12 protein-coding genes and 2 pseudogenes are annotated in these 18,734 nt (G+C 70.4%); 5 read left to right on the top strand and 9 right to left on the bottom strand.

All coding sequences use genetic code 11. The features are described 5' to 3' along the window. Positions 1–90: 90 nt before the first annotated feature. Both ACN469_RS25180 and ACN469_RS25175 read left to right on the top strand, forming a co-directional pair. Positions 91–450: pseudogene (locus tag ACN469_RS25180) on the top strand (DUF2380 domain-containing protein); the annotation flags it as partial. After that, positions 447–916, top strand: a pseudogene (locus ACN469_RS25175) (NUDIX hydrolase). The pseudogenes ACN469_RS25180 and ACN469_RS25175, both read left to right, overlap by 4 nt. Positions 917–937: 21 nt before the next feature. Here ACN469_RS25175 and ACN469_RS25170 read toward each other — a convergent pair. From ACN469_RS25170 to ACN469_RS25145, 6 genes are all read right to left on the bottom strand, one after another. Continuing rightward, complete coding sequence (locus ACN469_RS25170) at positions 938–2,077, bottom strand: MbnH family di-heme enzyme (RefSeq protein WP_498771541.1); 1,140 nt, start codon at positions 2,075–2,077, stop codon at positions 938–940. Positions 2,078–2,119: 42 nt separating this feature from the next. Further along, complete coding sequence (locus tag ACN469_RS25165) at positions 2,120–2,980, bottom strand: MbnP family copper-binding protein (protein WP_498771539.1); 861 nt, start codon at positions 2,978–2,980, stop codon at positions 2,120–2,122. Between the two features lie 194 nt (positions 2,981–3,174). Continuing rightward, the gene (locus ACN469_RS25160; RefSeq protein WP_498771537.1) at positions 3,175–4,161 is read right to left on the bottom strand and encodes a hypothetical protein; all 987 of its coding nucleotides are present in this window, start codon (positions 4,159–4,161) and stop codon (positions 3,175–3,177) included. Positions 4,162–4,382: 221 nt separating this feature from the next. Continuing rightward, the gene (locus ACN469_RS25155; protein WP_498771535.1) at positions 4,383–6,245 is read right to left on the bottom strand and encodes a sensor histidine kinase; all 1,863 of its coding nucleotides are present in this window, start codon (positions 6,243–6,245) and stop codon (positions 4,383–4,385) included. A gap of 378 nt (positions 6,246–6,623) precedes the next feature. Next, positions 6,624–8,399: a hybrid sensor histidine kinase/response regulator gene (locus ACN469_RS25150; protein ID WP_498771533.1), complete on the bottom strand. Its 1,776-nt coding sequence runs from the start codon at positions 8,397–8,399 to the stop codon at positions 6,624–6,626. A gap of 206 nt (positions 8,400–8,605) precedes the next feature. Next, positions 8,606–11,371: a TonB-dependent receptor domain-containing protein gene (locus ACN469_RS25145; protein WP_498771601.1), complete on the bottom strand. Its 2,766-nt coding sequence runs from the start codon at positions 11,369–11,371 to the stop codon at positions 8,606–8,608. A gap of 452 nt (positions 11,372–11,823) precedes the next feature. On the opposite strand from ACN469_RS25145, the gene ACN469_RS25140 reads away from it, so the two are divergent. Beyond that, a complete protein-coding gene (locus tag ACN469_RS25140) occupies positions 11,824–12,063 on the top strand; it encodes a hypothetical protein (RefSeq protein ID WP_498771531.1) in 240 nt (79 codons plus the stop codon). Between the two features lie 37 nt (positions 12,064–12,100). Here the strand turns inward: ACN469_RS25140 and ACN469_RS25135 are convergent, their stop codons facing one another. The 3 genes from ACN469_RS25135 to ACN469_RS25125 all read right to left on the bottom strand — a co-directional run bounded on the left by ACN469_RS25135 (position 12,101) and on the right by ACN469_RS25125 (position 16,571). Further along, entirely contained in the window at positions 12,101–15,163 is a 3,063-nt protein-coding gene (locus ACN469_RS25135) for a protein kinase domain-containing protein (protein WP_498771529.1), read from the bottom strand. Then, positions 15,160–16,056 (bottom strand): transcriptional regulator, encoded by an 897-nt coding sequence (locus ACN469_RS25130; RefSeq protein WP_498771527.1) that lies wholly within the window; start codon positions 16,054–16,056, stop codon positions 15,160–15,162. Before ACN469_RS25130 ends, ACN469_RS25135 begins: the two co-directional genes overlap by 4 nt. Positions 16,057–16,199: 143 nt before the next feature. Then, positions 16,200–16,571 (bottom strand): helix-turn-helix domain-containing protein, encoded by a 372-nt coding sequence (locus ACN469_RS25125; RefSeq protein WP_498771599.1) that lies wholly within the window; start codon positions 16,569–16,571, stop codon positions 16,200–16,202. Positions 16,572–17,054: 483 nt separating this feature from the next. Between ACN469_RS25125 and ACN469_RS25120 the strand changes: the two genes are divergently transcribed. Next, positions 17,055–17,612, top strand: a complete 558-nt coding sequence (locus ACN469_RS25120) for a hypothetical protein (RefSeq protein ID WP_498771525.1) — start codon at positions 17,055–17,057, stop codon at positions 17,610–17,612. A 112-nt stretch (positions 17,613–17,724) separates the two neighbouring features. Next, a partial coding sequence (locus ACN469_RS25115; protein WP_498771523.1) for a protein kinase domain-containing protein occupies positions 17,725–18,734 on the top strand: 1,010 nt, incomplete at its 3' end.

Raw genomic sequence — 18,734 nt, 5'->3', positions numbered from 1 at the left:
GCCATCCCTCTCACGGGGTATTGCTTCGAGGCGCGGGCGGCAAGGCGCGACGCCTTTGACTTCAGGTGCCCCTCCGGCGTCGCCGTACAGCGCGGCATGCGGGTGACGGGCAAGGCAGGGGCGGGCATGTCCGATGCTCCGAAGCACCACGTCCTACCGAAAGAGCACCGCGAATGGTTCGAGCAGCGCGGCTTCAAGGGCGACATGGACATCGACCAGTTCTGTGTCCGGATGGAGCAGGCCCACCACGAGGCGATTCACGGCGGGGGGAACTGGCAACTGGGGCGCATGTGGCCCGGTGAGTGGAACCGGAGGATCATGAAGACGCTGCGCGACGCCGAGTCCAGGGCAGGCAGGATGTTGACGCGGAATCAGGTCCTGGACATCGTCGCGGAGCGTATGCAGTTCTACAGAGTCCCGATCATGTTCACGAAGGGAAGGAGCCGATGACGGACGGAAGTTCATGGCGGGGGAATTGGAAGACCCGCTTGTATGAGCGCGTCCGTGAGCGCGGCTACGACTCACTCACGGCCTTTGCCGAGGCCCGTCCCACCGCATCATGGGTGGCATTGGCCGAGGAGTTGGGTCCGGACGATGTTGCCGGAGTTCAGGTGTACGATGGATTGGTGGCCGAAGCGGTGCGAAGCAAGCAAGTGACCCGCTTGGTTCGCGGACATCTCGTGCGCGAGCTATGGGGGAGCCTCCCTGATGGTTGGCCGGCCGTGCTGGACGACGAAACCGCTTCAGGGTCGCCAAGGCACTCGGGCTTTGGTCCGGCATCGTCCCAGAAACGCATGAAAGCCGAGTGCAACTGGCGGGCGATGCACTGCTCGCCAATCCACCTCCCGCTGGATGGCGTCCACTCGGGCCTGACGACGAGCTTCTCCGGAGGCTTCTCCCCGACGACGAAGCCTGACCGCCCAGGGCTTCCTGTCCCTCACTCCCACGGATTCGAGAACCGCGCGTCGCGCGTGAACTCCATGTCCGTGAGGCTCTTCAGGAACGCCACCAGGTCCCCGCGCTCCGACTCCGTCAGCTCGAACGGACGCACCAGCGGGTCCTTGTTCGGGTTCGCCCGTCCATCTCCCACGAACGGCCCCTCCGTCACGTTGCGCCCACCGGCCATGTAGTGGTCGATGACCGCCTCCAGCGTGGCGATGCTGCCGTCGTGCATGTACGGCGCCGTCAGCTCCACGTTGCGCAGCTGTGGCACCCGGAAGCGGCCCTGGTCCCCCACCCGCTGGGTGAACTCGAACAGGCCCGGGTTGTCCAACGGGTACGCGCCCCGCCCGTCCACGTCGTACAGCCCGTTGTTGAAGAACTGCATGTTCGGCAGCACCGAGTCCTTCGAACGGAACGAGTTCGAGAGGTGCCTCCCACTGTGGCAGTGGTAGCACTCCGCGCGCTCCCCGAAGAACAACTCCATGCCCCGCCGCGCCTCGGGCGTCAGCGCCTCCCTCTCACCCTGCAGATAGCGGTCATACGGCGAGCCGCCCGACAGCAGCGCGCGCTGGAACGACGCCAGCGCCTTCACCACGGTCTCCCGGTCCACCAGCTCCGCCGCGCCGGGGTACGCCGCGCGGAACAGCTCCTGGTACTTCGCGTCGTCCCTCAATCGCTGGAAGACCTCCTCCAGCCGGGGAGTCACGCCCATCTCCGTGGGGAACTCGTTGAACAGCGGCACCAGCGCCTGCGACTCCAGCGTCTCCAGCAACGGGTTCGCCCAGGTGTACGTGGCCAGGTAGGCCACGTTGGCCAGCCCCGGCGAGTTGCGCGCGACGTGGTCTCCCGTGGAGCCCCGAGGCGTCGGCTTGCCATCCGAGAACGCCCGCGCCTGCTCGTGGCAGCTCACACACGCCATGGTGCCGTTGCCCGACAGCCGCTTGTCGTGGAACAGGTGGCGCCCCAGCTCCACCTTCGCGTCCGACATGGGGTTGTCCGCCGGAACGAAGGGCTCCGGAAAGCCCACGGGCAGCTTCCACGCATAGGGCGCGGGAGGCGGCGCGCCTTCCTCGCCGCCACACCCCACCAGCATCAACGCGCCCAACGCGGCGCCCACCTTCCATGCGTGGAACATCCTGGCACTCCTCATCTCACTCCGTCGGAGGACAGGGCCGCTTCAGCGGACGCGGAAGAACGTCGTCGGCAGCGCCTTCGGGCTGCCATCCGCGGACAGGCCGAACTGCGCGAAGAACCCCTGGCACTCCGGGTCCGTCGCGCCCGACATGCACCCCGGCATCATGTCCGTCGTTCCGTTCGGGACACGATTCACGTCCAGCTCCGAGTACAGCCCCGCCAGGTCCAGGACCACCTGGTTCTTCTCCGGGTCGAAGCTCGCCAGGGTGATGGTCGCCTGGTTGTCCGCCACGCAGGTGAAGCCGTCCGGCACCGAGCCCCGACACCCCGAGGCTCCCATGTGGAAGTAGAAGCTCTCGTTCGCCTGGGAGCGGATATCCAGGGCCACGAACTTGTAGCCACCCTGCCAGCTCCACCACATGGGCGCCACGTTCAGCGGCGCGCGCTCGGCCTCCGCGTCCAGGTGGTTCTTCTCCGGCGGCAGGCCGACCTTGAACTCCAGGCCCGTGTAGTCGTCGTGCTCCGGCGCCGTGCCCACCACCTCGCGGTGCATGTCCGCGCTGCCCGTGGCGCACGCCCCGGTGCCGTCCTCGAAGTCCAGCAGCGCAATCGCATCCCGCTGCCACGTCCCATCCTGCGCCAGCGTCAGCGGGTGGCGCTCGCCATTGGCGCGCACCAGCGTGACGTCACGCAGGTACATCTTGAAGTCGAGCAGCTCGATGACGCCGCGCGACGTACCGATATCCGGATAGGTGGTCCCACACCGCAGGGCCTCCTGCCGCACCTGGGGGCTGAAGCGGACGGTGTAGGTCTTGTCGCTCTTCTTCTCGTCGTCACCGCAGCCCTGCGAGAGCAGGAGGAAGGGCACGAGGGCCCAGGATGCGGGCTTCCAGACGGCGTTCATCGAATCGACCTCCACGGGGGCGGATGCGAGGAGCGCACCGCGACGGACTTCAGGGGTACCAGCCCCGGGGAGCAAACGCCGTGTGGCATGTTGTCGCGGCGGGAATGGACGTCGCCCCAGGGTGCTTCGGGGCGGGAACGCCCGCGACTTCTGGACATATCGCCGCCGGAGGAGGTCCAGTCCCCCTGCTCGCTCTACTGGCAGGCGCCGCAGTCCGCCGCGCAGCTGTTCGCGGTGGCACCCGTGCCGCACTTCTCCGAAATCTGGCACACGCCGTCGCCGCACCGGTAGATGTCCTGGGGACGGATGCGGGTATTGATGGGGCGGTACTCCTTCCCGTTGTACGTGCAGCTCTTGTAGGAGTTGCGCGACGCGTCCAACTGGCAGTGGTCCATGCAGGAGCCCACGTGCGCAATCGCGGGCGCGCACGCGGAGTCGCCACTCCACGACGACAGGCCGCAGGTGCGCACCGTGCTCTGGTCATAGGCCAGGTAGCTGGTGTCGTTGGCCGCGAAGAGGCCCTCGTTGGTGAAGAGGTTGCCGAAGAAGCACGCCTCCTTCTGGCTGAAGAGCTGCAACTCCTCGGAGGTGGTGGGAATCGCCACGTTCGTCGCGCCCTTGCCCAGCACGGAGATATTCACGTGCACGCCGAACTTGTTCGCGTGCGCCGCCAGGCACGCGGACACCACCTGCTGCTCCGCCACCGTCGCAGGCTGCGGCTGCGCGCCGGCCGCGCTCCCTGTCCACCCCGGCGCCAGGCCCAGCGCGCCAGGCCAGGAGTACGTCGTTCCACCATGGGCGTACGAAAGTGATTGATTTGACGACAATGCGCAGCGGGCGACATACCGCATCAGCATTTCCGCCTCGGCTGGATTGGCGGTGAACCATGTATTGAACACGCCATTCGTGCTCAACCCGTTCGTGCTCAAGCCGTTCGTCGACAGGCCATTCGTGCTCAAGCCGTTCGTCGACAGGCCGTTCGTGCTCAGCCCGTTCGTCGACAAGCCATTCATCGACACCAGCCCGTCTTCGTGGGTGCCCGTCGACTCGCTCGGCTCGCCCTCACCCATCCCCGCCGGGCCGCAGCCGATAGTGATGCTCAAGAGCGCGGGCAACCCCCACGCGGTCAGTTCACGAAGGAAGGACGGACGGGACTCGAAACGGCTGAAGCGCTGGCGCATGTGAATGTCTCCGCGTTGGGGGTGACCGCGCGGTTTCTCGCGGCCAAGACAACGGGTAGTGCTTCGCGCTCAGGGCGACAGGTGTACTCACGTGCAATTCTTCCGTTGGGGTCGTGCGTCCGACAAGGCTTTCGATAAACGGCTGACGTTTCAGCCGTGTATCGACTCACGGTTGACGGTGATTCACGGGCAGTGACACACCGCGAGCCGCTCTTGAAACATCACCGCGCGGCGCGGCGCGCGTCACGCGGGAGCGTCACGGTGAACGTGGTGCCGTCCAGCTCCGAGGAACGCACGTCCACGCTGCCACCATGCGCGTGGACAATCTCCCGGACGATGAACAGCCCCAGCCCGAGTCCTCCCCGGCGTCGGCCCTTCTCGCGCGCGGCGCCGGCCTGACGGAACGGGTCGAACAACGTGGCCAGCTGCGGCGCGGGGATGGGGGCCCCGGGGTTGGTGACCTCCACCACCTGGCGCGTCTCGTAATCCAGACACCGCAGCAGCACGGGGGCATCCTGGGCGCCGTGCTCCAACGCATTACCCACCAGGTTGCTGAGCACCTGCGCCAGCCGGTCCGCGTCCCACAGCCCGTCACAGCGGCCGTCCACGTCGAAGGCGATGTAGCGGTCCGGATGGACGGCGGACAGCTCCTCCACCACCTGCTGACACACGGTGGAGAGGTTGGCGGGAGCCACTTGCAGGGGGATGCCCCCGGACAGCCGGGCCCGCGTGAGGTCCAGGATGTCCGATATCATCGTCCCCATCCGCTCGGCGGAGGCTTCGATGCGCTGGGCCATCTGCTGCTGGGTGGAGCTGATGGCGGCGCGGCGGCGCAAGGCCCTGGCGGACAGCGTTATCGCGTTGAGGGGGTTGCGCAAATCATGGCCGAGAATCCCGATGAAGCGCTCGCGGAACTCCGCCTCCTCCGCCAGCCGCTCCAGCGCGCGCTTGCGCTCGGTGATGTCCATCATCGAGCCAATCATCCGCACCGGGCGGCCCGCCGCGTCACGCGACAGCACGCCCCGGTCCAGCACATGCGCCCAGCTTCCGTCGTTGCGCAGGAAGCGGTACTCGGCCTGCCACGCGGCCCGGGTGGACGCCGTGAAGTCGCGCAGGCTGGCGGACACCGCCTCGCGCTCGTCCGGATGCAGCCGCTGCGTCCACCAGCCCAGCTCATGGTCCGCGGCGTCGCGTCCATAGCCGAACAGCTCCTCCTGCCCCGCATCCCAGCGCACCCGCCCCGTGGCCAAATCACAATCCCAGAGCACGTCATGCGTGGCGCGCGCCGCCAGCCGGTAGCGCTCCTCCGCCTCCCGCAGCGTGGCCTCCGCCTGCTCGCGCTCGGTGCAGTCCGCCACCACGCCCACCATGCGGTGCGGACGCTCCCCTTCATGGAAGCTCTGCCCCACCGCCTCGTACCAGTGCGTGGTGCCGTCCAGATGACGACAGCGGAACTTCAGCGCGTAGGCTCCGTCCACGGCCAGGGCCTGCTCGATTCCGCGCGCGACTTTGGGCCGGTCCTCCACCACCACGCAGGACAGGAAGCCCGGCAGCGAGGTGCCCAGCGATGCGGGCGCCTGGCCAAAGAAGGCCTCCGCGTCCGGGGACCACGTCACCGCGCGCCGCGCCTCCGTCCACTCCCACGCCACCATGCGGGCCTTGGACAGGGCCAGCCGCAGGAGCTCCTCGCGGGCCTGCAAATCCCGGGAGCCCTCCAGCGCTCCCTCCGCGCGCCGCCGCGCCTCCCGCTCCCGCTCCAGCGCGGCGCCGAGCCCCGCCGCGTCCTCCGGCGACGGCTCCAACAGCCACAGCGCCAGGCCCTCCGACTCCTTGACGCCCACCACCTGGAAGCACGCGTCCAGCCCGTCCCGGGAGAGCCGCAGCGTCGCGGACAGGGGCACGCCGGTGGACCAGACGCGCACGCACGCCTCCAGCTCCACGCCGCGCACGCCCTGCTGCACCCAGCGAGAGATGCAGGCGGGCACACCCCAGTCATGGACGAAGTGCTCAGCGGCCGCGTTGAGCGACGACCACTGGAAGTCGAGCACCTCGCCCGCCGGTCCCCGCAGCGCTTCCAAGCGCATGCACGGTGCGGGACTTCCGGCATGGAGCGACCGTGCCAGGGCATTCCCTGGCAACGACGACAGGCTCACCATCGACTTCCCCCCGGCGCCCAGCACCCCACCAGTCCTCGTGCGGGGACTGGGGGCGCGGAACACTCGTTGGCAGAGAGTGCCATGTCCGAGGTGTCGCGAACTTGTCCTCGGGTACAGCGTTTCCCGCAGTGCTCACCCGTAAGCACTGTGTGGCGAGCGCCACGTCGTCGCGCGCCATCGACGCCCGGACCGCGGACCGGCACGTCCCCCTTCCCCACTCCCCGCGCCCCGGCAGCAAAGTGCACCGCGGGCGACACCCGCCACTGCCCCACGGGGCAGGAAGGCGGGACTCCCACCTGCCCCGCCTCAGCCCTGGAGCCGGGGCAGGCGCACCGTGAAGGTGGTGCCATCCTCCTGGGAGGACACCACGTCCACGCTGCCGCCATGGCCCCGGACGATGTCCCGGACGATGTAGAGGCCCAGGCCGATGCTGCGGCTGGACTGGCCTTCCTTCAGCATGCCCCGCGTCATCGGCTCGAACAGGCGCGACATCAGCTCGTGGGGAATGGGGTCCCCACCGTTGTAGACGCTGATGAGCGCCTGGCCGGCCTCCGCGAACGTGCACACCCGCACCGGCGCCTCCGGCGGGCTGTAGGCCAGCGCGTTGGAGAGCAGGTTCGTCAGCACCTGCGCGATGCGGTCCGGGTCCCACTCCCCCAGCACGTCCGGCGCCGCGTCCACCTGCACGCGCCGCCCGGGGTGGGCACCCTGCACCTCGTCCAGCACCTGCGTCACCACCTCCCGGAGGTCCGTGGGCTGGCGGTGCAGGGCGATGCCGCCGCCCAGCCGCGCCTTGGTGAAGTCCAACAGGTCGCGAATCATCCGCGCCGCGCGCTCGCCGGCCTGACCGATGCGCATCACCGTGCGCCGCTGCATGTCGGACAGCTCGCCCTTCTTCTCCAACAGCCCCACCGACATGGAGATGGCCGCCAGCGGGTTGCGCAGGTCATGCGAGACGATGCCCACCAGCTGCTGCTCGAACTCCGAGCGCCGCCGCAGCTCCTCGTGCACGCGGCGCTCCTCGGTGATGAGGCGCACCTGCTCCAGCGCCTGCGCGCACGCGTGCGCCAGCGCGGAGAAGAACGCCCGGTCCATCTCCGTGAAGAGCCGCGCCCGCGCGAAGGACAGGCCGATGGCCCCCAGCGCCCGCCCCTTCACGAGCAGCGGCAGGGCGATGGCGGACTCGTGGATGCCGTACGCGTTCAGGTGCGGGTAGCGCCCCTGCCAGTCCTCCAATGAGCCCAGCCAGATGGGCCGCTGCTCGCGCACCGCCTCCGTGAGCGGCACCGGGTTGGACAGCGGAATGCGGCGCCACTTCGCCAGCACCTGCTCGGGGTAGCCCACCGCGTCCACGATTTCGAGCGCGTCCCCTTCGTCATTCAGGAGGTTCACCGCGCCCGCCTTCGCGCCCGCGGCGACCAGGCCCTGCTCGAACAGCGCGCGGCACACCTCCGCCACCGTGCTGGCCTCCGACAGCCGCGCGGTGAAGTCCCGCAGCCGGTCGATGTGGCCCGCGGCGCGGTGCGCCAGCTCGCGCGCCTCCGCCTCCTTCTGTCGCAACAGCTCCGCCTGCGCGCGCACCTGATGCTGCGCGCGGAACAGCTCCACGAAGACCGTCACCTTCGAGCGCAGGACTTCCGGCGGGAAGGGCTTCTGCAGGAAGTCCACCGCGCCGGTGGAGTAGCCGGTGACGAGCTCCGAGTCGTCGCGCCCGTACGCGGTGAGGAAGATGATGGGGACGTTGCGCGTGCGCTCCCGCTGCTTGATGAGGGAGGCCGTCTCGAAGCCGTTCATCCCCGCCATCCGCACGTCCAGCAGGATGACGGCGTAGTCCTCGCGCAAGAGGAAGCGCAGCGCCTGCTCTCCGGAGGACGCCTTCGCCAGCCGCACACCCAGCGGCTCGAGGATGGCCTCCAGCGACACCAGGTTGGCGGGATTGTCGTCCACCAGCAGCACGCCCGGGGCCTCGACGCCCTCGAGCACGGTGTTGTCGGAGGACGCGTCCGGCGACCGCGCGGCGCCTCCCCGCGCGCCCGCTGTCTCCGGAGGCGGCGTTCCCCGCCAACGCAACCATTCCGCCATTGTCGCTATCCCTTCGTGGAACATGGAGTCTTCACCTGGATGTCGGGCGGTCCACCGTCGAAGCCTGGGAGTGTCCATCCGACCCAGGGGCAGGCCGGCTCCCATCAACACTCCCTGGTCCGGAATCAAACCGTGCCAGCAGCAAGCTTGTCGGAGTCGCTCACGAGGAGAGGTGGCAAGCGTGCGCTATCCATCACTCCTCGGGTTCAGTATCGCCCCTTCGCGCCCAGGATGGGCAGGACGATGGGCAGCCCCACGGCTTCCTTGGAGAGCGGTCGCCCGCCCCCTCCGTCGTACTCGAAGCTCACCGTCTCCTGACTGATGGTGACATTGAGCATGTCCAGGTACGCCTCCAGGCTGAAGGTCTCGTACACCCACGACTTGGACAGGCGCACGTCGAACCGGAAGAACGGCGGCAGCCGGTCCACGGAGTCCCGGTCCACCTTCACCCAAGAAGGACGGCCGGAGCTGTCCCGACCCGCACGGTGCGTCTGCGTGCCCAGCGTCCCGTACTCGGGTCGGCCGGTGTTGAAGTGCAGCACGCCGCCCAGGGTGATGCTGTTGGAGAACTTGTAGCTGAGCACCAGGTTGAGCACGTGTGACTGGTCGAAGGCGAAGGGCAGGTCCGCCTGCGCCTCGCCCAGCACGTTGCCCTCCACGTCGTACCGGTAGAAGCGCGTGCGCCGGACGCTGCGCTGCAGCGTGTACGAGAGCCAGCCGAACCAGTTGTCGCCCAGCGGGTGGCGGATGAGCAGCTCCAGGCCGTACGCGAGGCCCTGGCTGGTGAAGTCGGGGAAGTTGATGTCGTCGCGGTCCGGGATGCCCGGCTCCTGGTCCGGCGTGGGCAGCGGGTCCGGGTCATCCACCAGGCCCTCGTCGGAGAAGGGCGTCAGCTCAATCGTCCGCACCAGCGGGTTGACGTAGACGTCCATGCCCAGCTCCAGGCCCTGGAGGGCCTTCCACTCGGCGCCGAGCGAGAACTGCATGCCCTCCTGGAGTCCCAACAGCAGGCTGCCCACGTCCACCACCGGCAGGCTGATGAGCGACGTGGGCGGCTGGTGGAACAGGCCCGCGGAGCCCTTGAGGACGAGCGTGTCGGTGAGCTGGTGGCGCAGCGTGAGGCGCGGCTCCAGCGCGGTGCGGTCGATGCCCGGGGACAGGTGGTAGTTGTCCAGGCGCAGGCCCGGCACGACGGACCACTTGGGCGTGGGCTGCCACACCAGCTCGGCCCACGCGCCCAGGAAGGTGGCCAGCGCCACCGGGGCGAACTCGGCGGTCTCCTCGTCCGGGTTCAGCTCGTAGAAGTCGACGATGGCGCGCTTGTGGTCCACGTCGCCGCCCAGGCGCAGCGTGACCTTCGGGTCCAGCGGCGTGGTGTAGCCCAGGCGCGCGGCCCAGGTGCCCTGGTCGATGAAGACGGACGTCGCGTCGCTCGGCGGAGTGCTGCTGGTGACAGCGAAGCGGTCCAGCCCCCACGTCACGCCGATTTCGAACTCGCCGTCGCCCAGCGGGTGGCGGTGCCGCAGGTCCACGCGGTGGAAGATGATGGACTGCAGCGCGGTGTCGCCGAACTCGTCCTGCGCCTCGGAGCCGAACGTGTCCGACGAGCCGAAGGCGAACAGCCGCAGCTTGCCCTTGCCCACGTCCTGCTCCACGCGGAGCTGGTAGTCCCAGAAGTCGAGGATGACCTTCGGGTTGAGGCGGCCCGCCTGGGGTGGGTCCTGGAGCTTGTTGGCCGCGAGCGCGATGAGCCACGGCGTATAGGAGTAGCGCCCCGCGACGCTGACGTTGGTGCCGGTGGAGACGAACGGCGTCTCCAGGAAGACGCCCGCGTTGATGAGGTCCGCGTACGCGCTGCCGTGGACGCGGTCATCGCGCGGTCTGCTGAGCCGACCTTCAATCGCTCCGCCCAACAGCCGCCCGTAGCGAGGTGGCGGCGAGCCCGGGAAGAAGTCGATGGAGTCGATGAAGTCCGGGTGGATGACCGCGGGGCCGAGGAAGAGGTGGAAGAGGATGGGGACGCGGATGCCGTCCAGGAAGTAGCCGGTGGCGGCGGGCTGGCTGCCGCGCACCACCGGGTACGCCACGCCGGACAACATGCTGCCCACGCCGGGCAGCAGCATGATGACGCGGAAGGGGTCGCCCATGGTGCCGGGCACCTCGCGCAGCTCCGCGTCGTGCAGCGTGACGCGGCTGACCTCGGTGCGCTCGCGGTCTCCGCGCACCACCGTCTCGTACGGATTGATGACGAGCGGCTCCAGCCCGTACACCACCTCCAGCGCCTCCTGCTCCCGGAGCGCCTCGCGGAAGAGGCCGGGCTTGTGGCCGGGCGCCGACACGCGGACGCGGTGTCCACCCGAGGGCCAGTGCGCCTCGAAGCGGCCGTCCTTGTCCGTCTGCACCGGAGAATCCGGCGCGCTCTCCGACACCAGCGTGGCGCCGACGACGGGACGCCGGTTGCCCTTGGTGCGCACCAGGCCACGCAGCGTGACGGGCCCCTCGGCGCGCGCGTCCTCGGGGACGACGGGTGCCTCGAAGCGATACTCGAAGGCGAGGCGCACCGGCACCGGCTGCCCGTCCACGGTGGCGGGAGTGAAGCGCAGCGACGGCGCGGCGTGCAGCGCGGCCTGGTCCAACAGCGGGTGGACGCCTTGCACCAGCGTGGCGGACTCCACCTCGCCCGCGTCGTCGATCAACAACTCCAGGCGGACGACGCCCGACACGCGCTCCAAGGCGAGCCGGGGCGGATAGGGCGCGGGAGAGTCCAGCGTCAGCGCCGGAGGGATGAAGACGGGCTCGGCCACGCCACCATCCGGCGTCGCGACGTCCACCGCCCAGCCCGCGTCGGTGCGCGCCAGGCCCACCTCCTCGGCCACGACGCCCGCGTCCGTGCTTCCCGCATCCGACGGTGACGGAGCCTGCGCATGGGCGGGGAGCGCCGGCACGAGCAGCGCCAGCAGCCACACCGCCATGCACGCGCGCGGGCCGAGTCCTCCGCGTCGCCTTCCCCGAATCGTTTCCGTCACGTCTGTTCCCGAGGGCCCCTGGGCCGCATGAGGCCAGGGACGGAGCGGGGTGACAAGCACCCCTCCCGCGAAGCCGTCACCCGCAGAGCAGAAGCAACAGCGAAACCTCGGGGTCCGTTCCAGGTTGGACGGAGCGAATCCGTCGCGTCATGAACCCGACACGAGCCTTGTCTCCGAGGGAGGGAGGACATGGGCACGGGGGCTCACCAAGTTCCCCGCACTCCGGAGCCCCGCGTCATGAGTCCTTGTCTGTCCCTGTCCTGGTGCCGGCTGGCGTTCATCGCCCCGCCGCGCTCGTCCCCATCTCTCGTTGCCTGCCTGCTCCCCCTGGCTCCACCGGCTAGCTCGGTGGGGGACGTGGCCGCGTGGACGTGCACCTTCGTCGGGGAGGGTGTGGAATGATCGCCCCTCCGTCCATCCATGTGGTGCGCGCTCGCCTGCTCCAGCTGCTCTTCGGGCTGGTGCTCGTGCTGGCCGCGTTGAGTCTTATCCCCGCCGTGGAGGCGTCCTACGTGGACACGCTCACGGCAGAGCAGACGATGGGGCCTCGCGATGACGCGGAGCGCCTGAGGCAGCCCGGGACGATGGGCCCCCCCGAACGCTGCCCACCCGACACACTCTGTCTGCCGAGCCGCTGAGCAGCGGGCTCGGAAAGCACCAGGGCTCGTCGTCGGGCTACCCGCGACAGTGCCCCAGCTCGGCCCGCGCCTCCGCCGTCTCCTGGGCGTAGGCCTTGCTCCAGACGGACAGCTCCTCCCAGGCGCGCCGCGCTTCCACGCAGGCCTCTTGCGTCGCGCCCGTCAGCCGGAGCGCCCGCGCGAGCCGACGACGAATCCTGGGGACACGCGCGGAGACGACCTGTCGCGCCGTGAGCACCTCCAGCGCGGTGCGCAGCGGCGCCAGGGCCTCGGAGGGCTGGCCTCGCGCGAGCTGGACATCCCCCAGGAGGAGCAGCGCCTCGATTCGCTCGGACGACGAAGGCCCCAGGTCCTTCTCCATGTTCGCGAGCGCCTGCTCTACATGACGGCGGGCCTCGTCCACCCGCCCCAGGAAGAGGAGGGCATCCGCCAGCCAGCGCAGCCCCGCGCCATCCACCTCGCCCTTGGCGAGCAGCGGCTCCTGGAGCGCGACGCCGCGCGCGTGGAAGCCTCGCGCCTCGACCGGGCGCCCCAGCAGGCGCAGCAGCCTCCCCACCTCGTGGACGTCCAGGGCCACCTCCGGGTGTGAGGCGCCATAGACACGCTCACGATGCGCGAGGACGCGTCGGACGTGATCCAGCTCCTGTACGCGCTCGCCCTGCTCTCCCAGGACACCGAGCCGGTTGGACGCCATCCCCATCAACACCGGGCTGTCGGCGGCCACGCTCTTGCGCGCCACCGCCCAGCTCCCCTCCGCGGCCTCGCGCGCCTGGGTCCCATGTCCCCACTCGAAGTAGACGAGGGCCAGGTTGGACAACGTCCGCGCCACCGACAGGTTCTCCTCGCCCAGCGTCTTGCGCAGGATGGCGAGCGCGCGCAGGAGGACGGCCTCGGCCCTCGACAGCTCGCCCAGGAGCGCCAGCGTGCCCCCCAGGTTCGCCAGGGCCCGTCCCGTGTCGCGGTGCGCCGGACCGAAGTGCTCCTCATGGAGTCGCAGCGCCTCCTCCTGCCAACGCTTCGCTTCCAACAGGCGCCCTTGTTGCCGCGCCAGCAGGCCCAGCCGACCGCTCAGCTCCGCGCGGGCGTGCGTCTGTCCCCGCGCGGTGACGGTCTCCAGCGACGCGCGCAGCAGCGGCTCCGCCTCCGAGAAGCGCCCCTCCTGCTCCAGGAGCTCCGCCTGCACGTTGTCCAGCATCGTGTCCAGCTCGGCGTCTCGCAGCGTCTCCGCCACGGCGCGAGCACGCTGGAGGAAGGGCCACGCCTCCGGGGTGCGCCCCAGGCCGTACCCATGCAGCCAGGCCTGGGACTTCAGCACCCGCGCGAGCACGCCCAGGTGTCGCCCCGCCTCGGCCGCCAGCGAGCCCTGGGCCAGCGACGCTCGCGCGTCCTCGAACGCTCCCGCGTCCTCCTGCAACAGCGCGCAGAGCTGATGCGCCTCCGCTTCCACCGGTCGATGCCGCGTGGCGAGCGCACGCTCCCGGGCGGGCAGCGCGATTCGCAGCGCCTCCGAGGTATGGCCCGCGAGCAGCTCCGCGTTGGCCCGGGCCAGCTCCGCGCGCACGGCGTCCACCCGCGCTCGGACCGTCGGGTCTTCCGGTGGAGACACGGCCTCCTGCAGCGTGCGCACGTCCGCGCAGCGGCCCACGCCACCGAGCGAAGCCCCCAGCCTGAAGCCCCGCTCCACCGTCCGCGCGTCCGCGCCCTGCAGCGCCACCATCAGCCGCGACAGCTCTCCCAGCCGCTGGTCCAGACACGTCATGCGCAACCCCAGCGCCGCCTCCGACTGCTCGCCGAAGACTCGCGTCGCCTCACACGCGGACTGATGCGCGTGCGTCCAATCCCGGGTCCACCGCTCCAACGAGGAGGCCACGGCCTGGAACGAGGCCTCGGCCAGGGGGTCCTCCGTCCGCAGGAAGGCCAGGTGCGTGGACTCCCGCACGGGCGCGTCCCAGATGCCCGCCAGGTGCCGCTCGCTGCCCTGACACGCCTCGCTCGGCGCCGCCGCCGAAGGCCCCAGCACGACGAACCCCAGGCCCACCAGTCCTCCCGCGAGCACGGCCACGGCGGCGCTGCGCTTCCAGGCGCCCACCTCCCGCGAGAGGCGGGCTCGCAGCACCTGCATGGACTCGAAGCGCCGCGACGGGTCCGCGTGGAGTCCCCGTCGGACCACGGCCTTGAGCCACGAGGGCACGCCCCGCTTCTCGGCACGGACCTCCTGACGCAGCATGGACGCCAGCAGCTCCTCGCCCGTGGCGCCCGCGAAGGGCCGCTGCCCGTTGAGCGCCTCGTAGAGCGCGACACAGAAGGCGAACTGGTCCGAGCGCGCATCCCCGCTCGCGCCACGAAGCTGCTCCGGCGCCGCGTAGGCGGGGGTCCCCAGGAACGCCCCGGTGACGGTGAGCGGCTCCGCGCCGGAGACGGGTGGCTCGGCGTCCCGAGGCGGCTCCTGCGCCGCCGCGTTGGCCAGGCCGAAGTCGGTGATGCGCACCTGGCCGTCGCGCGTCAGCAGGACGTTGTCGGGCTTGAAGTCGCGGTGGATGATGCCCAGCTCGTGGGTGGCCGCCAGCCCGTCCGCCGCCTGGATGAAGCGCGCGAGGATCTCCCGGCGCGTGCGCGGCTTCTCCGAGAGCCACCGCCGGAGCGTGCCGCCCTCCACCAACTCCATCACCAGGAAGAGCTGCCCCTGGAACTCCCCCACGTCATGCAGGTGGGCGACATGGGGATGCGACAGCCGCGCCATCGTGCGCGCCTCGCGCTCCAATCGCTGACGCGCCTGGGTGAGCGAGCCTTCGCCGAGCCGCGCGAGGTTCAACAACTTGAGCGCCACCTTGCGGTCCAGCTCCGGGTCATAGGCCGCATGGACGCGCCCCATGCCTCCTTCACCGAGCAGCCCCAGCACGATGTAGCGCCCCACGCGCGCGCCCGTGACGAGCAGCCCCGCGTCGACTGGCGGTGGAGGCGTCTGAAACCCGCCCAGCACGGCGAGCACGCTCCGGCACTCCGAGCAGCCGACGACATGCTGGCGCACGGCCGCCGTGCCCTCGGAGTCCAGCACTCCGCTCGCATAGCCCGAGAGCGTGTTCTCGTCCGGGCAGCTCATTCGCGCGCGGCCAGCAGGCCGGAGAGGCTCAGGTCCAACCGTCCATGGATGGCGCGCATCAGGCTGTCCACCTCCGTCTCGGGCAGCGCCAGGCGCTCGGTCAGCGCGCGTCGCGTCCGCTTCTCCAGCAGCGCCTGCACCGCGGAGAGCCGACGCGAGAGCGTGGACTTGTGCAGGCCGAACAGGGCGCCCATGCGCTCCAGGGAGAGCCGCTCGACGAAGTGCAGTCGCAGCAGCTCCCGGTCCTCGTCATCCAGCGAGGCCACCGCGCGGATGAAGGCCGCGCGCACGTGCCCCCGGGCCTCCTCGCGGACGAAGCCCAGCTCCAGTCCTCCCGGCGCGGGGTGCGCGGCGAGCACCTCCGCCTCGACCTGGGACTCCTCGCCCTGCGCCTTGCGCATCCTCAGCGCGAGCCTCACCGCGGAGATGCTCACCCAGTGCAGCAGCGGGCCCACGCCCGCGTAGCCCAGCAGCCGTGAGGGTGCGTCCGCGCGCGGCATCAACAGGTTGGCGCGGAGCACCTGCAGCACCTCGTCCACGAACGCCGGCGAGGGATGGATGCGGGACAGCGGGACGCGCAGCTTGAGGAGGACCTCCTGCTCCAGGAGCGCGGTGGCCGCCGGCAGTCCGCGAGCGCAGGCGAGCGCGAGCGCGAAGTCCCGGGCATGCAGTCGCTCCAGCGCGAGCATCGGGTCCACCGCCCGTGAGAGCCAGCTCCCCAGGTGTTGAGCGAAGGCACGCGGCTCCGGGGCGGCGGCGCCAAGGGACGCGGCCTGGGAGACGGCGCGCTCCACGGCCTCCCTCGCGCCCGGAGCCTCGCGCAGGCGGGCGGAGGCCGACTCACCCGCGGACCGCGACACCCACTCGAAGGACTCGGAGTCAGCCCCATGCATCCCAAAGCGCTCCCGACCTCGAGCCCACGATTCGCCGGGGCCGGGGCCACGCTCCCGCATCTATCACGAAGGCCCACGCGCGCTGAACGCCACGAAGACGGCGCGCGCACAGACGCCCGCTTGCTCGGGCTCGCCAGGGAGCTTCAGCGCTGGGGGAGAATCGCCGAGGCGACCTGGTTGACCAGCTTGAGCTGGCCGCGCGACATGCGACGCAGCGTGCGCAACAGGCGGCGCATCTCCGGCAGGTGGTCCTTGTCCCGGGAGTCCTCCTCCCACAGCGCGGCCCCCACCGAGGCCGCCGTGACGAGCCCCATCCCCACGTCCGCCGACAGGCGCAGCGCCAGGCACAGCCGGAACAGCGTCGGCACGCTGGGCATCATCTTCCCGCGCTCCATCCGCCCGTAGACCTCCGCGGCGATTCCGATGCGCTCGGCCACATCCGCCTGCGTCAGCCCCGCGCGCATCCGCGCTGACCGCGCCTCCTCGCCCACGCTCACCGCCAGGCGACGCTCCAGTTGTTGACGCGACTGCCGGGCGCGGTCGCTCGGACGTCCTCGGGGCGACTTGCGGGTGGAGGCGAAACCTTCAGGGTGGGTCTTCACCGCATCAACCTTATGAGTACGGGCCGAGGCCCCGGCCCACACAGGCACAGGCCGTCCTCGGACGCGTGTCCGACAGGACTTATAACCCAGCAAGTCATCAGGCGAAATACCGATATGCTGGGTAGTCTCCTGGTTCTTGGAAACCCCGCCGCCCACCCGTCGCGCCCCCACGCCCCGTCCGGGCCCACCCTCTGGCGCCCTCCTCCGCTCCCTCTGAAGGAGCGCTTTGTTAGAACCCAGGAGGTTCAGGACATGCCACAGGACCTCCCACGCGAAGTGAGCCCCTCCTGACAGGTCCTGGACGCTTCGACTTCGACGCTTGACACCTCCCATTCTCAAAGCTGAAAATCAAGACATAGCCTCAAAGCTGGTTTGCTCGAAGACCGAGGACCGACCATGGCCGGGCACCCCACCGCCGATGAGCTGATGAAGCGCCTGCTGGCCACTCGCGAGGCCGGCGACACCCACCCCGCGAGCCCGGAGCAGCTGCGCCTGCTGCGCGAGCTGACGAGGGACTCACCCACCTTCGCGCCCGCGCTGCTGGAGCTGGCGCGACTGCTCCAGCTCGCGGAGGAGCCCGGCGTGGACCCGGAGGTCGCCTTCGCGGAGGTGCAGCGGCTGCTCGAGCAGTCCGTCTCCGTGTCGCGTCGCAGCGCCGTCGCGCTGGTGGAGCTGGGCTACTTCCTGGACGTCATCCGGAGCCGCGAGGACGACGCGATGGCCCTGTGGGAAGAGGGCTCCACCCAAGCCCTGAAGACGCTGGAGCAGGCGTGGGCCGGCATGCTGCGAAGCCTGGGGGATGCGCGCACGAAGGAGTCGCTGGAGAAGGGGCTGCGGCTGGCGGAGCGCGCGGAGAAGGTCTTCCCGGACTCGCCGCGGCTCTTGGACGAGGTGGCGCTGGTGCGCGAGTACGCACGGCAGGACGGGCTCCTGAAGCCGACGTCCGAACCCTGAAGTGGCGGCCGGGGCAGACACTACCCATGAGGTGACTTCCCGCCGGAGGACGACCATACTCTCCGAGTGAGTTGGCGGGCCCCTCGGGTCCGTCTGTCCGAGGAGAGTCGCCATGTCGCCCCCGTCGTCCGACGCCTCCGCCCAGCCGCATGTGCTGCTGCGCTCCGGTCGCGCCTCATATGAGCTCGTCAAGTCGCTGGGCGCCGCGCACCACGGGGAGCTGCTCCTCGCGCGCCGCCGCTACGAGTCGGACTTCGGAGGCTACGCGGTCATCAAGCGTCCGCTGCGCGCCGAGGCCGCGCAACGACTCCTGGAGGAAGGGCGGCTCACCGCGCTCCTGCACCACCCCAATGTCGTCAGCGTGCATGACCTGAAGGGCCCCGACGACGCGCCCGTGCTCGTGTTCGAGCACACCCCGGGACACCGGCTGGACTCGCTCCTGGAGGCCTCCGCCCGCTCCCACCTGCCCTTCACGGAGGGCTTCGCCCTCTACGTCGCCGCCGAGGTCGCCGAGGCGCTGCACCACGCGCACACCCTCACCGACGAGCACGGCCAGCCGCTGCGCGTCGTCCACCGCGACGTCGGTCCCCACAACATCCTCGTCACCGAGCACGGCGCGGTGAAGCTGCTCGACTTCGGCGCCGCGTCGTCCGCGCTCTCGGGCACCCCGGAGGCGCAGGAGCACCCCACCAGCCTCGCCTACGCCGCCCCGGAGCACGTCGCGCGGCAGGCGCTGGACGGACGCGCGGACCTGTTCAGCCTGGGGCTGGTGCTGCTCCAACTGCTCACCGGCCGACACCTCTTCGAGGGCGCGGACCGCTTCGAGGCGGAGCGCCGCCAGCGCCGCGAGCGGGCCCTCTCCCAGGACAGCGCGGAGGAGACGCACGCGCTGGACTCGGCCATGCAGGAAGCCGTCAGCCTGGCCGCCGCGCGGGAGCTGCGCCGTCGCATCCGCGCCTACAGTCACGCGGACCTGGAGGACGCGCTGCGCGCGGTGCCCGTGGCCTTCCAGCCGCTCCTGCGAGGCACGCTGGCGCCCGAGCGCGAGGAGCGCTTCGGCACCGGCGCGGAGCTGGCGCGCACGCTGCGGCTGTACGCGCGCCGCGCGGGGCTCGTCTTCGG

Origin of the sequence: Corallococcus terminator, assembly GCF_049194865.1 — a bacterium.
Classification (GTDB): domain Bacteria; phylum Myxococcota; class Myxococcia; order Myxococcales; family Myxococcaceae; genus Myxococcus; species Myxococcus terminator_A.
The sequence above is the reverse complement of the archived record's forward strand: the minus strand, read 5'-3'. Positions and strand labels throughout refer to the sequence as shown.

Excerpts from the sequence above, each read along its gene's own strand:
- ACN469_RS25140 (WP_498771531.1), top strand. The coding sequence starts at position 11,824 with ATGATCGCCCCTCCGTCCATCCATGTGGTGCGCGCTCGCCTGCTCCAG.
- ACN469_RS25145 (WP_498771601.1), bottom strand. The coding sequence starts at position 11,371 with ATGGCGGTGTGGCTGCTGGCGCTGCTCGTGCCGGCGCTCCCCGCCCAT.
- ACN469_RS25120 (WP_498771525.1), top strand. The coding sequence starts at position 17,055 with ATGGCCGGGCACCCCACCGCCGATGAGCTGATGAAGCGCCTGCTGGCC.
- ACN469_RS25150 (WP_498771533.1), bottom strand. The coding sequence starts at position 8,399 with ATGGCGGAATGGTTGCGTTGGCGGGGAACGCCGCCTCCGGAGACAGCG.
- ACN469_RS25130 (WP_498771527.1), bottom strand. The coding sequence starts at position 16,056 with ATGCATGGGGCTGACTCCGAGTCCTTCGAGTGGGTGTCGCGGTCCGCG.
- ACN469_RS25160 (WP_498771537.1), bottom strand. The coding sequence starts at position 4,161 with ATGCGCCAGCGCTTCAGCCGTTTCGAGTCCCGTCCGTCCTTCCTTCGT.
- ACN469_RS25170 (WP_498771541.1), bottom strand. The coding sequence starts at position 2,077 with ATGTTCCACGCATGGAAGGTGGGCGCCGCGTTGGGCGCGTTGATGCTG.
- ACN469_RS25165 (WP_498771539.1), bottom strand. The coding sequence starts at position 2,980 with ATGAACGCCGTCTGGAAGCCCGCATCCTGGGCCCTCGTGCCCTTCCTC.
- ACN469_RS25135 (WP_498771529.1), bottom strand. The coding sequence starts at position 15,163 with ATGAGCTGCCCGGACGAGAACACGCTCTCGGGCTATGCGAGCGGAGTG.
- ACN469_RS25155 (WP_498771535.1), bottom strand. The coding sequence starts at position 6,245 with ATGCGCTTGGAAGCGCTGCGGGGACCGGCGGGCGAGGTGCTCGACTTC.